General features: G+C 59.9%; 15 protein-coding genes. 5 read left to right on the plus strand and 10 right to left on the minus strand.

All coding sequences use genetic code 11. The annotated features are described in order from the left end of the window. The first annotated feature begins 18 nt into the window (after positions 1 to 18). The 3 genes from uxuA (at position 19) to ABIE28_RS02115 (ending at position 3,653) form a co-directional block, all read left to right on the plus strand. A complete protein-coding gene (gene uxuA / locus ABIE28_RS02105) occupies positions 19 to 1,230 on the plus strand; it encodes a mannonate dehydratase (RefSeq protein ID WP_354059687.1) in 1,212 nt (403 codons plus the stop codon). 132 nt (positions 1,231 to 1,362) lie between these two features. Beyond that, a complete protein-coding gene (locus tag ABIE28_RS02110; RefSeq protein ID WP_354066384.1) occupies positions 1,363 to 3,240 on the plus strand; it encodes an ATP-binding protein in 1,878 nt (625 codons plus the stop codon). A 17-nt stretch (positions 3,241 to 3,257) separates the two neighbouring features. Then, positions 3,258 to 3,653: a response regulator gene (locus tag ABIE28_RS02115; RefSeq protein ID WP_354059689.1), complete on the plus strand. Its 396-nt coding sequence runs from the start codon at positions 3,258 to 3,260 to the stop codon at positions 3,651 to 3,653. 12 nt (positions 3,654 to 3,665) lie between these two features. Here ABIE28_RS02115 and ABIE28_RS02120 read toward each other — a convergent pair whose 3' ends face one another. Beyond that, positions 3,666 to 4,067 carry a response regulator gene (locus tag ABIE28_RS02120; protein WP_354059691.1) on the minus strand — a complete coding sequence of 134 codons (402 nt, stop codon included), beginning with the start codon at positions 4,065 to 4,067 and terminating at the stop codon, positions 3,666 to 3,668. Beyond that, a complete protein-coding gene (locus ABIE28_RS02125; RefSeq protein WP_354059693.1) occupies positions 4,064 to 5,410 on the minus strand; it encodes an aminotransferase class I/II-fold pyridoxal phosphate-dependent enzyme in 1,347 nt (448 codons plus the stop codon). The genes ABIE28_RS02120 and ABIE28_RS02125 overlap by 4 nt, the downstream gene beginning before the upstream one ends. Before the next feature lie 175 nt (positions 5,411 to 5,585). Here ABIE28_RS02125 and ABIE28_RS02130 point away from each other — a divergent pair, with 175 nt between their 5' ends. Then, the gene (locus tag ABIE28_RS02130) at positions 5,586 to 7,985 is read left to right on the plus strand and encodes a putative bifunctional diguanylate cyclase/phosphodiesterase (RefSeq protein WP_354059695.1); all 2,400 of its coding nucleotides are present in this window, start codon (positions 5,586 to 5,588) and stop codon (positions 7,983 to 7,985) included. On the opposite strand, the gene ABIE28_RS02135 is transcribed toward ABIE28_RS02130, so the two are convergent. The 5 genes from ABIE28_RS02135 to ABIE28_RS02155 all read right to left on the minus strand — a co-directional run bounded on the left by ABIE28_RS02135 (position 7,986) and on the right by ABIE28_RS02155 (position 11,517). After that, positions 7,986 to 8,273, minus strand: coding sequence for an MTH1187 family thiamine-binding protein (locus tag ABIE28_RS02135; protein WP_354059697.1), 288 nt, complete (start codon positions 8,271 to 8,273; stop codon positions 7,986 to 7,988). 7 nt (positions 8,274 to 8,280) lie between these two features. Continuing rightward, on the minus strand, positions 8,281 to 9,015 hold the full coding sequence (locus ABIE28_RS02140) for an ABC transporter permease (protein WP_354059699.1): 735 nt from the start codon (positions 9,013 to 9,015) through the stop codon (positions 8,281 to 8,283). Next, on the minus strand, positions 9,015 to 9,824 hold the full coding sequence (locus ABIE28_RS02145; RefSeq protein WP_354059701.1) for an ABC transporter permease subunit: 810 nt from the start codon (positions 9,822 to 9,824) through the stop codon (positions 9,015 to 9,017). Before ABIE28_RS02145 ends, ABIE28_RS02140 begins: the two co-directional genes overlap by 1 nt. A 79-nt stretch (positions 9,825 to 9,903) precedes the next feature. After that, positions 9,904 to 10,656, minus strand: a complete 753-nt coding sequence (locus ABIE28_RS02150; RefSeq protein ID WP_354059702.1) for a transporter substrate-binding domain-containing protein — start codon at positions 10,654 to 10,656, stop codon at positions 9,904 to 9,906. Between the two features lie 63 nt (positions 10,657 to 10,719). Beyond that, entirely contained in the window at positions 10,720 to 11,517 is a 798-nt protein-coding gene (locus ABIE28_RS02155) for an ABC transporter ATP-binding protein (RefSeq protein WP_354059703.1), read from the minus strand. 175 nt (positions 11,518 to 11,692) lie between these two features. On the opposite strand from ABIE28_RS02155, the gene ABIE28_RS02160 reads away from it, so the two are divergent. Beyond that, complete coding sequence (locus tag ABIE28_RS02160) at positions 11,693 to 12,493, plus strand: YdcF family protein (protein WP_354059704.1); 801 nt, start codon at positions 11,693 to 11,695, stop codon at positions 12,491 to 12,493. Here the strand turns inward: ABIE28_RS02160 and ABIE28_RS02165 are convergent. The 3 genes from ABIE28_RS02165 to ABIE28_RS02175 all read right to left on the minus strand — a co-directional run bounded on the left by ABIE28_RS02165 (position 12,478) and on the right by ABIE28_RS02175 (position 14,615). Then, positions 12,478 to 13,428, minus strand: a complete 951-nt coding sequence (locus ABIE28_RS02165) for a sensor histidine kinase (protein WP_354059705.1) — start codon at positions 13,426 to 13,428, stop codon at positions 12,478 to 12,480. The two genes, ABIE28_RS02160 and ABIE28_RS02165, sit on opposite strands and share 16 nt — an antisense overlap. A 112-nt stretch (positions 13,429 to 13,540) precedes the next feature. Continuing rightward, the gene (locus ABIE28_RS02170) at positions 13,541 to 13,705 is read right to left on the minus strand and encodes a DUF1328 domain-containing protein (RefSeq protein ID WP_354066385.1); all 165 of its coding nucleotides are present in this window, start codon (positions 13,703 to 13,705) and stop codon (positions 13,541 to 13,543) included. 115 nt (positions 13,706 to 13,820) lie between these two features. Next, positions 13,821 to 14,615 carry a response regulator gene (locus tag ABIE28_RS02175; RefSeq protein WP_354059706.1) on the minus strand — a complete coding sequence of 265 codons (795 nt, stop codon included), beginning with the start codon at positions 14,613 to 14,615 and terminating at the stop codon, positions 13,821 to 13,823. Positions 14,616 to 14,623 lie beyond the last annotated feature (8 nt).

Genomic DNA, 14,623 nt, shown 5'->3' on the forward strand with positions numbered 1-14,623 from the left:
AGATGAGGAGTGCTTGACGTGCGGCAGACCTGGCGGTGGTTCGGTCCCAAGGACCAGTGCAGTATCGACGATATCACCCAGGTGGGCGCTACGGGCGTCGTTAGTGCCTTGCACCATGTGCCCAATGGCGTGGTCTGGTCGCCTGAGGAAATCGCCAAGCGTCATCAGGAAATTGCCACCCGCAAGGACGGCACGCCGTCGGGACTCACTTGGGATGTGGTCGAAAGCCTGCCGGTGTCGGAAGACATCAAGAAGCAGAAAAATGACTGGCATGAGCATATCGAGAACTACAAGATTTCGATGAAGCACCTCGCCGACACCGGCATCGAGGTCATCTGCTACAATTTCATGCCAGTGCTGGACTGGACCCGCACCGATCTGCGCTGGACCGTGCCGAATCGCGGCTCGTGCATGCGGTTCGATATCAATGATTTCGCTGCCTTCGACATTCACGTGCTGGAACGTCACGGTGCGGCGACCGACTACACCAATGCCATTGCTGATGAGGCCGAGAAGCGGTTTGCCGGCATGGACGATGCGGCGCGCAAGCAATTGGCACGCAATGTCACCATGGGCCTGCCGGGCTCGACGGAATCCATGTCGCTCGATGACGTTCGCGCGCATCTGGCCGAATATGGCGATATCAGCCGCGACCGGCTGCGTGCCAATTTCGTCGACTTCCTCGACGCCGTCGTGCCGACCGCCGAAGATCTGGGCCTGCGACTGTGCTGCCACCCGGACGATCCCCCGTTCTCGCTGCTGGGTCTGCCGCGCGTCATGTCGACCGAAGCCGACTACAAGCACATTCTTGACGCAGTCGACAGCCCGGCCAACGGGATGACGCTGTGTTCCGGTTCGCTCGGCGCACGGCCGGACAATGATCTGCCCGGCATGATGGAGCGGTTGGGCGACAAGGTGCATTTCCTGCACCTGCGCAACGTCAAGCGCGACAGCGAACACCTGTTTGGCTCGTTCTACGAGGCCGAGCATCTGGCAGGCGATACCGACATGGTGGCGCTGATTGCGGCAATCGTGCGCGAAGAAAAGAAGCGCAGGGCGGCGGGTCGAGCCGATCACAGCATTCCGATGCGGCCAGACCATGGGCAGGATATTCTCGACGATCTGGGTCGGCGCTCGCAACCGGGCTACCCGACCATCGGGCGCATGAAGGGGCTGGCAGAACTGCGGGGCGTGTTTGCCGCGCTGGAACACGCGAATCTGGGCCTCTAGAGCAATTATTCCGTCGCGAGGCGCAAATATTTCCTCAAATAGGCTTATATTCCGCAGTTCGCTTTACGAACTTTCAAAGTGTCAGGCCCAACCTGTAGCCTCAAATTGAGGCGCGAGGCGGCTCCAGTGACTATGCTGACGACATTTCAAAAGGTGGTGAACTGGTTCATTCCAGACCACCTGCAGAGCGATCTGCACAAGCGCAAGCGCGTGCAGATGTTCATAGGCAGCCATCTGCTCGGTCCACTGATCGCCACGCCCATCCCGCTGATGCTGTGGTTTGCCGATCCACAGCCCATGCCGCATGTGCTGATCCTGGCGCTATCGATTTACGGCTTCTGGCCGTTTCTGGCTTTGGTGAAGCGGTTTCCGGGCGCCTATACGCAGCTGGCTATGGGGTCGGTGCTGAACCTGACCTTCTGCATCCTGTGGGCGACCTATAATTACGGCGGCACCAGTTCGCCCTTCCTCGTCTGGCTGGTGCTGACGCCGCTGCTGGGTTTCATGTATCTGGGCTCGACCTGGACGGCGCGAATCTTCGTTCTGCTGCAGATCGCTGTGGGCATTGCCACGCTCTATGCCGTGCACCTCTACGGCACATTCCCGAACCACATCGCGGTCGAGAACATGGTGGTGGCGGGCGTGCTGTCGGCGCTGGGCTCGAGCATTTATGTCTTCGTGATCGCCGCCTATTATTCGACCGTGGTGGACAGCCAATCCGAACTGATCAAGGAAGTCGATCGCCATCAATCAACACTCAAGGCTCTGACGTCAGCCAAGGACGAGGCGGAGCGCGCCAATGGTGCCAAGTCGGAATTCCTCGCCAAGATGAGCCATGAGTTGCGCACACCGCTCAATGCTGTGCTTGGTTACTCAGAAATTCTGCTCGAAGACGCCGAACTCGATGGGCGTGGCGAGCAGATCGCAGATTTGCAAAAAATCAGTGCCGCCGGCAAGCATCTGCTGGCCATGGTCAACGACATCCTCGATATTTCCAAGATCGAGGCTGGCAAGATGGCGCTGCATCTTGATGACGTCGATCTTGACCAGTTGATCGATGAGGTCGAGTCCACGGCCCGGCCGATGGCGGCCAAGAACACCAATAGCCTGCGGGTTGAACGCGGCGCCGATCTTGGGATGATCCATGCCGATGCCACCAAGCTGCGGCAAGCGATCTTTAACCTGCTGTCGAACGCGTCCAAGTTCACCCAGAACGGGCAGATCACGCTCGACGTTCGTCGGGCCGAAGGCAATCTGCAGATTGTCGTCGCCGACACCGGCATAGGGATTTCCGAGGATCAGCAGAAGGTGCTGTTTTCCAATTTCACGCAGGCCAATGCCAAGATTGCTGCCGTCTATGGCGGTACCGGGCTAGGCCTCTCCCTGAGCCAGAACCTTTGTCGCCTGATGGGCGGGCGGATCGAGCTCGAAAGCAAGCTGGGCGAGGGGAGCCGTTTCACCATCCTGTTGCCGGCGCCGCTGCCTGCCGGGGTGATCGCGCCAACTGTGCAGCGTAGCGTGGATGACGATGAGGCCGCCTTTATCGCCGAGCAGGATGCGGAACTGGAAGAACACGCCAGTCCGGCGGTTGCGGGCGGTGAAACCGCCAATCCGAAACGGCGCCCGCGGGTGCTGATTGTTGATGACGACCGGGACTTCCTTGAACTCGCAGAGCGCCTGTTCATTCGGGAGGACTACACGCCGATTTGCACCGACGCGCCGCAGTCGGCCCTGCAGATCGCCCGCACCGTCAAACCGGCAGCGATATTTCTCGACATCATGATGCCCGGATTTGATGGTTGGGATGTGTTAGCGGCGCTGCGTGCAGATCCTGTAACGGCCGATATTCCCGTGTTCATGATCTCCATTCTCAGCGATCGCGGCCGAGTGCTGGCGGCTGGGGCCAATGGAATTGTCGTGAAGCCACTCGATTCTGGAAAGCTCAGGGCTGCTTTTGCAGCACTCGCTTCGACACGTGGTCGATCCCCTGCCAAAGCAGCAAACGCCTAATAAGGAGCAACGCAGAAATGGCTCTGGTTCTCATCGTCGAGGATAATCCGATCAACCGCGACGTGTTGGGGCGCCGCCTCGAACGGCGCGGCTTTTCCATCCGTTTTGCCGAAGACGGTCCTAGCGGCATTGCCGCTGCAAAGGCGCTGATGCCCGATGTGATCCTGATGGATATTGGGCTAGGCGAAATGGATGGCTGCGAAGCGACGCGGCGCATTCGTGCCGACCCGCAGACGGCGGCTTTGCCGATCATTGCGCTGACAGCGAGTGCGTTTGAATCCGACCGGGCCAATGCGCTCGCGGCCGGTTGCATCGACTTTGATACCAAGCCTGTCGATCTGCCGCGTCTGCTCGGCAAGATGCAGGCCGTGCTTGGTCCCAAGACGCCGGAAGCGGCGCTGAATTTCGTTTAGGCCGGTTGCCTGTTAGACGGCGCTGACCAGACGGTTGCGATTGAGAACCTCGCGCAACCGCGCAAAATCGAGTGGCTTTTGATGCACTGACGGGCGACGCAGCCCAAGCGCTTCGGCAGAGCGCTGCACGATCCGCAGAGTCTGCTCATCCTGCCCACTGACGATGATGAGTTCCCCACCATAGTGAACCTCGGCCAGCAGGCGGAACAGCCCGATGGCGTCGATATGGGGCATCGAGATGTCCAGCGATACGACGTCGGGGCGCAACGCCGACACCAGCGTAATCACGCCACGCGGATCAGAGGTCGCGAAGGCGTCATAGCCACAGCGTTCGGCCACGCGCACGACGAGCTCGGCGGATGGGGCGTCGTCGTCGACCGCAAGGAGTTTGAGGGATCGTGCTGCGGACGTCATGCTATGGAGCGCGCCCGTCTCTCATCGGACTGGCCTTCATGGCCGAGGCGGTATTCGAGATCTGCCTCCCGCATGGCCCTGGCAAGAATGTCCACGACCTGATCGATGTCCTCATGCGTGTGGGACGCCATGACCTGGAAGCGAAAGCGCGAGCCTCCCTGTGGCACGGCAGGGTATTCGACCAGATTGGCGATGCCGCCCAGATCCATCAGATTGCGGCTGGCAAAGCGGCCAACGGCCTCGACACCCAGCCGGACGGGGACGATAGGCGAGGGGTTGCCCATGGCCTCTAGGCCCGCCTTGGCCAATGCGTCGCGCATATAGACGATGTTGTCCATCAGCTTGCGGCGTAGCGCACGGCCTTCTTCCGAGCGGACGATGGTGAGTGCCGCCAAAACGCTGGCGGCCTGCATCGGAGACAAAGCGTTGGAGAACGTGTGGCTGGCGCTGAAGTATTTGAGGTATTCCGAAGTAGCCTTGTCTTTGACGGCGACGAAGCCGCCATTGGAGCCAAGGGTTTTTGAGAAGCTGCCGACGATGATGTCGACGGCGTCCATAGCGTTCTGCAGGCCGAGGTGGCCAAGGCCGTCATCGCCGACGGAGCCAAGGTCGTGGGCGCAATCGACCAGCAGAATGGCGTTAAACTGATCGCAGAGCGTTCGAATGGCGCGCAGGTCGGGCGTATCGGAATGCATCGAATAAAGGCTCTCCGTCACGACCAGAATGCCGTTGTTCTTGTCTTCTTCGCGGATGCGGCTGAGTTTGCGGGCTAGCGCCTCAAGGTTGAGATGGCCGTGAAAGTGCACGTTCTGCGTTGCGGCCTTGGCGCCTTCCTGCAGGCACGAATGGGCCAGAATATCGAGAATGACATGATCGTTCGGGCGAACGATAGCCTGCACAGCGCCATAGCCCGCCGCCCAGCCGGTGGGGTAGAGCACGATTTCGCGGTCGCCAAGAAAGCGCGACATAGCCTGTTCAAGCTGCAGCGAATAGCTGGTGTTGCCGAGCAGCGCGGCCGAACCGGCGCTATGCACGCCAAACTGGTTGATGGCGTCGATGGCGGCGGCTTTGACGGCTGGATGCGATGACAGGTTCAGGTAGTCCTGGCTGCCGAAATTGATGCCGGAGAACGGCTCGCCAGTGTCGCTCTGCGCGTCGCAATGGGCTTGTGGCGCGGTGGAGATCGAGCGGGCATAGGGCCACAGATTGTGCTCGCGGCGCAGGTTCTGCCAATCGTAAAATCCGGCAATACGATCAATGAGGTCAGGTCCTTCGGGCGAACGGAAATCGCGCAGACTACCAGTCAGCGCGGCTTCCGGGACCGGACGGGATCTCAGGGTCATATCGCTCTCCATCGGACATTCTGTCCCTTGCTTGGGGCGAAACTACTTAGCGCGACTTGAAAATCGAATTAATCGTCTCGGTTTATTTTTGGTGATTATTTCTGCGACAACATTCCGTATTCCTATTGTTGCAAGTACATACGCAAAATTAAGTGCTGACGTGCACTTTGCGGATATGAGTGTCGCACCTCTCAATGGCTTGATTGCCCTCGTAAACGGCTTCGTCGACAGCGCTATCGGCGCTGACGGGCTGCCAGAACATGTACGAGCAAAGCTGCTCAACCAGCAATTGCGGTCGATCAGCCGGCTGGCACCAGCGATCCTCGCGACCTCGGTGCTGGTGACTGTGGTCTATCTGGTGCTGACCTGGCAGACGGCCTCGTTCTGGCCGGTCGTGGCTGCGACGGGCGCCATCAACTTGGTCTGCCTGCACAATACCTGTCTGGTGATCAAATCGAAGCGCCGACGCGATCAGGGGCCGTCGCCGTCCCCGGTCCTGCGCGTTTTGGTTTCGGCGGTTCTGTTGGGCAGTCTGTGGGGTCTCGTGCTGAACCTGATGCCGCTCGGGAGCAGCGCGGCGGCGCGCTCCGCCGCAACCATCGGCGTCGGTGGCATGCTTTGTGTGTCGATGATGGCGCTGGTCAACTATCCGCAGGCGCTCGCCGCCTTTGCCATTCCGCTCATTGTCGGCGCGCTGACGGCGGTCTTGGGATTACAGACATCGCCGGACATCTGGGCTCCGGCGTTTCTGACGACTGGCATTGTTTGCGCCATGATCGTGATGACTTTGAAGCATGCGGCGGCGTTTGTGGCTCACCGTGCCTCCGAAACATCACTGAAAGACAAGCGCGAGATCATTGGTCTGTTGCTGCGGGAGTTCGAACAAAGCACGTCTGACTGGATCTGGGGTTTTGACGGCGACGGCGGCATCAATCGCCTTTCTGGCGGCTTCACGGCGGCGACAGGCGTTTCGGAAGACGCGCTGATTGGCGCCGATTTCCTTCATTTCATGCGCTATATCACGCCGCCTGACGATCCGATCATGGCGCGCATGGAAACCGCGGTCGCCAATCAGGAGACGTTCCAGGATCTCGAACTTCGCGTTATGGCAGACGGCAAGGAACGCTGGTGGAACCTGACGGGAAAGCCGGCCTTTGACGAAACCGGCAAGTCGTTCGGCTATATCGGCACTGGGTCGGACGTTACGGACCGCAAGATTGCCGAGCGGCGTATCACAACGTTGGCGCATCATGATCCGATGACGGGCCTGTTGAACCGCACCAGATTTACCGAGCAGCTCAACAGCTGTGTGGCCAAGCTGGAGCGTTATGGCACGCCGTTCTCGGTGCTGTATCTCGATCTCGATCAATTCAAGCTGGTCAATGACAGCCGTGGCCATCTGGCAGGTGACAAGCTGCTGGTGCAGGTCGCAAAGCGGGTTCAGGACGTGGTGCGCGAGACCGATTGGGTGGCGCGTCTTGGTGGCGATGAGTTTGCCATTATCGTTTCCACCAACAGCAATGCAGAAGCCGTGGCGCAGCTTTCCCTGCGGCTGATCGAAAACATCGGGCGGCCCTACATCATTGACGGCGATCAGGTAAGCATTGGCGTCAGCATTGGCATTGCCATGGCACCCGCCAATGGCACGCGGCCAGACCAGATCTTGCGTAATGCCGATCTGGCGCTCTATCGCGCCAAGGCCGATGGGCGTTCAGTCTATCGCTTTTTTGAAAGCCAGATGGATTCCGAAGCGCGTGAGCGACGCCTGCTGGAAGTCGAACTTCGCGATGCGCTCTCTAAGGATGAGCTGGTGCTTTACTACCAGCCGCTGGTGTCGGCGGTGGATGAGCACACTGTCGGCTTTGAAGCGCTGATCCGCTGGAACCACCCCATGCGCGGACTGGTGCCCCCTGCCGAGTTCATCCCGGTGGCCGAGCAGTCCAATCTGATCGTCGATATCGGTGACTGGACTATCGAGCAGGCCTGCCTCGCGGCAGCGAGCTGGCCCGAGCGGATGACGGTCGCGGTCAACCTATCCGCCAAGCATTTCCGCCGGTCTGATATTGCGGTGGTCGTCACCAAGGCGCTGTCGATTTCGGGCCTGGCGCCAGAGCGTCTCGAAATCGAAATCACCGAAGGCCTGTTGCTGGAAAACCCCGATGAGGTCGTCGAGAAGCTGACCGAAATTCGCAGGCTTGGCGTGACGATTGCCATGGATGATTTCGGCACGGGCTATTCGAGCCTGAGCTATCTGCTCAAATTCCCGTTCGACAAAATCAAGATCGATCGCTCATTCGTCGATGCTTCAAGCGACGACGAAGTGGCGCGCGATATTCTGAAGACCATTGCGTCGCTGGGCAAAACGCTCAAGTTGACGATCACGGCCGAAGGCGTGGAAACGCGGGAACAGGCCGATTTCCTGGCCGGCATCGCCTGCCATCAGTTGCAGGGCTTCTACTTCTCGCGCCCGCTCAACAGCATCGATCTGCCGCATTACATGCTGACGCACGTGTTGCCACAGAGCAAGAAGTTCAAGGATGAGGCCGTCGCCAAGCTGACCGCGATCCGCGCCTGATCAGGCGATTGCTGTCAGCTTGTCGGCCATGGTCTGGGCTTTGTCGTTACGCGTAGAGAACGACATGGTACAGAAGATGCGTTCCACGCCCAGTTCATGCAGGCGGGCACAGCACGCTTCGACCGTGGCGGTGACCGCCGCCATCTCGCCTTCGATATTGGTGCCATTGGCATGCATGTCGTAGCTCAGCCCTGACGCATCGATGATGGCGCGGACTTCGCGAATGTAGGCGGAGACCGAGGGGCCGACGCCCATCGGCACGAGGCATAGATCGGCGATGATTTTCATGATGTCCTCAGCGTAGCCATTTGGGGGCCCAGCGCATGCGCGGCGCCGCTGGCATGTGGCGCATCAGGCGGCGATAGACCAGCCCGAACAGGAAGAACACTAGCATCGACACCGCCATGAAATAGAGGGCGGCGACCGAGAAATGCAGGAACGCATTGTAGTCGCGCTGGAACAGGTCCTTGGCGGTTATCATCAGGTCCTTTTGCTGCCCAATGACGGGCAGTGCCAGATAGACGATGGCCGTGGCGTGGAAGAGGAACACCACTTCGTTGGTGTAAGCGGGCCATGCCAGCCGAATGAGATTGGGCCAGACGACCTGCCGGAATTGCTGGGACTGGCTCATGCCATAGGCGCGGGCCGCCTCGATTTCGCCGCGTGGCACCGCTCGCAGGGCACCATAGAAAATCTCTGCGGTATATGCGGCAGTGTTGAGCACCAGCACCAGCGGACCGATGAACAGCGGATGGAGCACGAACCAGGAGATGCCCATGGGTCGCCAGACGCCGATGTTGAACGACAGCGCCAGAAAATAGACCATGAAGAACTGGATAAACAGCGGCGAGCCCCGGAAGGCATAGATATAGCCGCGGCTGAGGCGAGAGATCAGCGGGTTCGACGAGGCCTTGCCGAGCGCCAGGAACACGGCAAACACGAAGCCGAGCGGAATGGACGCCACGGCAAAGTAGATGTTGAACACCACGGCCGGTGCAAAGAGGCTGAGCTCGTTGAGAAATACGTCCATCAGCGGGCCTCGCTCAAGATACCGCGACCGGCACGGCGCATGATGGCGTTGAAGCCCTTCTCAGAGAGGAAGGTCACGAAAATATAGAAGACGAACAGCACGAGGTAATAGCGCCAGCGCCAGTCGTCATGGACAAGGCCGACGGCGGGCAGGAAGTTGGGCGCGCCGAGGCGGTCGGCCCAGAGGACGATGTCGGCGATCTGCAGCAGCGACAGCAGCGAGGTCGCCTTGATGATCAGCATCCAGACATTGGAGAGGCCGGGCAGGGCATAGACCCACATCTGGCGGATATGAACGCGCCACAGCACTTGGCGGGCGCTCATGCCATAGGCGCGCGCGGCCTCCAGCTGCCCCTTGGGCACCGAGCGCATGGCGCCGTGGATGACGTTGGTGGCAAAGGCGCCATAGACCAAACCCAGCGAGACCGAGGCGAGGATCAGGTATTCAGTGGTGCCGAGCAGCCAGTTTGCCTCGCGGCAGGGCGGCCAGGCGGCCGTCTGGGCGGCGATAGCCTCGGGCGAGCACACTTGGGTCGCTACAACCCATTCCACAGCCTGTTCGAAGGCGAGCGGGAAGAACAGAAAGAACAGCACATCGGGAATGCCGCGTACCGTGGCCGAATAAGTCGAGCCGATGAGGCGCAGCGGCCAGAAGCGTGAATTTTTGAGGGTCGCGCCGATCAGTCCAAAGACCACGGCCAGCGCACCGCCCACCACGGCGGCAAAAATGGTGAACTGAAAGCTCGCATACCAAGTGAGGTGCTTGCCGTTTGTGATGTAGCTCAGCCAGAAGGCGATATCGTCGCTCATAGTCTGGCGATCCGGGGCAAGGGCATTGAACGTCTTTCAGGATATCCGGGGCGGGCAGCGCCCACCCCGGTGAGCTGGATTATTCGGCGAAGTATGGGCCCTGGCCGTCGAACCACTGAGCGATCAGCTTGTCGACGGTGCCGTCCTTCTTGAGGGCGGCGAGGGCGGTGTTGATCTTGCCCTTGAGTTCGGTTTCGTCCTTGCGCAGGCCTGCGGCATAGCCATCGCCGATCAGGATTTCGTCACCGACGAATTCGATGGCGCCGCCCGATGCGGTCACGACTGGCTCGAGATAGGCGCCGTCTGCTAGGATGGTGTCGAGGTTGCCGGCAGCAAGGTCAGCCATTGCCTGATCGGCGGTGCTGAAGGCGACGACGGTGTTGGTCGCGCCATATGTGCTTTCGGCATAGGAGGCCTGGATGGTGCCGCCCTGGACGCCTATGCGGGCGCCGGTCAGGTTTGCGAAGTCTGGGGCATCGCCTGCCATCGAAGCGAAACGCGATGGATCTGGTGGGAAGTAGTTGTCGCTGAAGTCGATGGTCTGGAGGCGCTCGTCGGTCACCGACATGCCGGCCATGATCACGTCGTAGTTGCCAGCGAGCAGGTTCGGAATGATCGAATCCCAGTCATTGAGGATGAACTGGCAGGTCAGCTTGGCTTCGGCGCAGATGGCATTGCCGAGGTCGATTTCAAAACCGGCAGGCTCGCCAGCATCGTTGAGGAAGTTCCAGGGGGCGTAAGCGCCTTCGGTGGCAATGCGGACGGTGTCCTGGGCCTGTACGGCCGAACCGAGCGCCAGAATGGCGGCAGCGGCGAGAATTGTCTTCTTCATCAGTTTCTCCGTTGATTGTTCTTGTTGTTGTGCCCGTTGGACCGGGCTTGTCATCAGCGCCGCTTAATCGTGGTTAGCGGCGTTGAGGAATTGCTTGAGGCGGGCCGATTGCGTGGCTCCAAATACCTGGTCGGGCGTGCCCTCTTCTTCGATCAGCCCCTGATGAAGGAAAATCACGCGATCGCTGACCGAGCGGGCGAACTCCATGTCGTGGGTGACGAGGATCATGGTGCGGCCTTCATCGGCTAAAACCTTGATGACGCGCAGCACTTCGACTTCGAGCTCAGGATCGAGCGCCGAGGTTGGCTCGTCGAACAGCATGACGCGGGGATTGATACAGAGAGCGCGGGCGATGGCAGCGCGTTGCTGCTGGCCTCCGGACAATTGATTGGGGTAGCTGTCGGCTTTCTCGCGGATTCCGACCTTGGCCAGCATAGCGAGCGCCTCTTCGCGCACTTCGCCCTTGCTACGCTTCTGAACGATCAGCGGCGCTTCCATGACGTTTTCGAGAATTGTCAGGTGCGCCCATAGATTGAAGCTCTGAAATACCATGCCGAGTTCGGAGCGAATGCGGCGGATCTGGTTTTCGTCAGCAATTTGCCGATCTGGGCCATTTCCGCGCAGCTTGATCTCTTCGCCGTCAATGGCGACCAGGCCGCTGTCTGGCACTTCTAGCATGTTGATGCAGCGTAACAGAGTCGATTTACCGGACCCCGACGAGCCGATCAGGGAAACAACTTCACCTTCACGCGCAGAAAACGAGATGCCCTTGAGAACTTCGAGGGCGCCGAAGGATTTGTGCAGATCGCGGATCGAGACGACCGGCCAAGTCTCGGCAACGGCCGTTGCAGTTTGCGCCATATTCACCTGTTTCCCGCCAAGGCGGGGCCTTCCTGACCGGCGACTGCCTTATTATGAGGCTCACAGTCTTGACCGCCCTCAAGAAAAGCAAAACAGGGCGAGATAGCAAGCGGAAATGCTGTTGGCCTGTGATCATTCCCTGCGGTATCGAAGCACAGACGTGTTCGGAGGCCCAATGTTCTATCTGTTGTCGAAGATTTTCTGGGCTCTGGCGCAACCGCTCAGCATTGTGGCGGTGCTGGTTCTACTCGGAATCGTGCTGTCGGCATTCGGTCGGCGGCGGCTTGGATTGGCTGCGAGCGGGGTGGCGCTGGTGACGCTGGTGCTGTGCGGGTTCACCTCGCTGGGTTTCCTGCTGATACGGCCACTGGAGGATCGCTTTACGCGGCCCGAGACCATGCCTGCATCAGTAGACACGATCATCGTGCTTGGCGGCTCGACACTGGCGCGCGTCAGCACCGCGCGGGCCACGGCGGAATTGAACGATGCTGGGGACCGACTGACGGAGGCGGTGGCGCTGTCTTTGATCTATCCAGAGGCCAAGATCGTGTTCTCGGGTGGGGCCGGGGTTTTAGAACCCAATCTTGAGCCGGAGGCGACCACCGCCGAGCGGTTTTTCCTCGCCATGGGCGTGGCGCCGGAACGGCTGGTGTTAGAGGGCGAGTCCCGCAATACCGACGAGAATGCCGAGATGACTGCGGCGCTGATCGGGAGCAGCACTGGCACAACGCTGCTGGTGACGTCGGCCTTCCACATGCCGCGATCGGTGGGCCTGTTTCGCAAGGTCGGCATCGACGTCATCGCGTGGCCGACCGACTACCGCAGCTCTGGGCTCGAAGGGTTTGGCTTCGACATTGCCAACCCGCCGCACAATCTCAACACGACCACCATCGCGATCAAGGAATGGATTGGCCTTGCAGTCTATTACTGGACAGGAAGGATCGACGCGATGCTACCGGCTCAAGCCTCGAACTGATCGGCCGGCACGGTCAGCCGATAGTTTACTGTCGTGGTATCAATCCGGAAGCTGGCCGTGCCGCCAACGGAAAGCGGCACGATCCGCTCGAGGATCAGCGAGCCGAAACGCGGCTCCCTGGTGCTGTCCTCTAGGTCAAGGCCGGTTTCCTGCCACTCGATGACAAGGTCGGCCTTCAAGCCGGGCGCGCCAACCAGTTGAGCGTCGATCCAGACGTGCCCAGCAGTGTGCTCGGCCATGGCGCCGTGCAGAATGGAATTGGCTGCCAGTTCGTGGATTGCCAGCCCGATATGCAGTGAGGCGTTGGGTCCGAGCAGCGGGTTCTCGCCGGTCACGCGGGTGTGGCCCAAGGCGGATGGGCCGACGCGAGAGAGCTGAGACATGACCAGCGATTGCAAATAGGTGCCGCGCCAGTCGCTTTCGGTCACCAGATCCTGTGTGCTCGACAAAGCGTGCAGGCGACCTCGGAAGCGGTCGAGAAACTCTTGGACATCGCGCGTGTGGTGCGCCGTCTGCATGGCAACTGACTGCACTATGGCGAGCAGGTTTTTGGAGCGGTGGCTGACTTCGCGGAGCAGGGTGGTCATTGCCAGATCGCGGGCAACCGCCTCGGTTACATCGGTAACGACGCTGGTAATGCCATCCACGTCGGGCAGCATGACGATTGCAAATTCTCTGCGACGCAATCCGGTGCCCATTCCAAAACTGAGGTTCTGGCGCAGGTTTTGACTTCGAGTGAGGTTGTGTGCGGTGACGAAATCGGCAGCAATCTCGGCCGGAAGGGCATCGCTTTCCACAAGGCCGACCAAATCCTGCCGTAGCCATTGCTGGGGCACGTTTTCAGCAAGGCCGAAGCGGTGGTCGGCACCTTGCCTCAGGATGCAGATGCCCCCTTCACGCAGACCAGTAGATAAGGCCGCCAGCCTCATCTGCATTATTGTCTCAGGGGAAGTTGATGGCATCAGTCATTACTCTCAGCGGCACAGGGCGCCGCAAACTGCGGGCTTCGCGCCCGCGAGCAAGGGCATTGCTCGCCGGCGCCGACGCTTAAACGCGCCGGATGAAACCGATAACGAGGGAAATAACCAGGAAGGCCAGGAACAGGAAAAACAGAATCTGGGCGATACCTGCAGATGCTCCCGCAATGCCGCCAAATCCCAGAACGCCCGCTATCAAGGCGATAACAAAGAAAACGAGTGCATAGTAAAGCATCTTGATCTCCATGGCTAAGTTGCTGTTGTAACAACGGGCCATGAGAAAACGGGTTCCTGTAACAAATAAAAAAGGCCGGGGAACCCCGGCCTCTCCAGTCAAATTATTTTGAGGACTACGCCGCGGCGCGCGAGCCTTCGTCAAAGAACAGCGCCTGGCTGATCAGGGCCTTCACCATGTCCGGATTGAACGGCTTAGTGACAAGGAAGGTTGGCTCGGGGCGCTCGCCGGTCAGCAGGCGTTCGGGGAAGGCGGTGATGAAGATCACCGGCACCGAATGGGTATTGAGAATGTCGTTGACCGCATCGATGCCCGAGCTGCCATCGGCAAGCTGGATGTCGGCAAGGATCATGCGCGGCTTGGTCTCTGCAAAGAGATGCACAGCTTCCTTGTGGGTGCGGGCGACGCTGACCACGGTATGGCCGAGGCTTTCGACAAGCTGCTCGATATCCATGGCGATCAGAGGTTCGTCCTCGATGATCATGATTTCGGTCGCGACCTGACGGGAGATTTCGACCGACGCTTCGTCCAGCAGGCCGTTGAACTCGGTGTCGCTAACACCAAGGATTTCGGCGGCCTGAGCGTGGGTAAAGCCCTCAACGGCGACCAGCAGGAAGGCCTGGCGGGGGCGGGCCGAAAGGTTAGCCAGATTTGCAGCGGCGCGCTGCTCCCAGGCAAAAGTCGAGCTGGGCTGGGGGACATCCACTGCGGAGGATGAGAACAATGCCGAGAACAGCTTATAGAGCGCGATCCGGTCATTCGTCGCTTCCGGGAAAAGCGAAATGTCGGCAATGAGCGCTTCGAGTGTCGCGGCAACATAAGCGTCGCCAGAGGTCTGCGACCCGGTAACTGCGCGGGAAAACCGCCGCAGATACGGCAGGTGCGGAGCGATCCGCGTGGACAATGTCATTAAAATAA

Origin of the sequence: Devosia sp. 2618, assembly GCF_040546815.1 — a bacterium.
Taxonomy (GTDB): domain Bacteria; phylum Pseudomonadota; class Alphaproteobacteria; order Rhizobiales; family Devosiaceae; genus Devosia.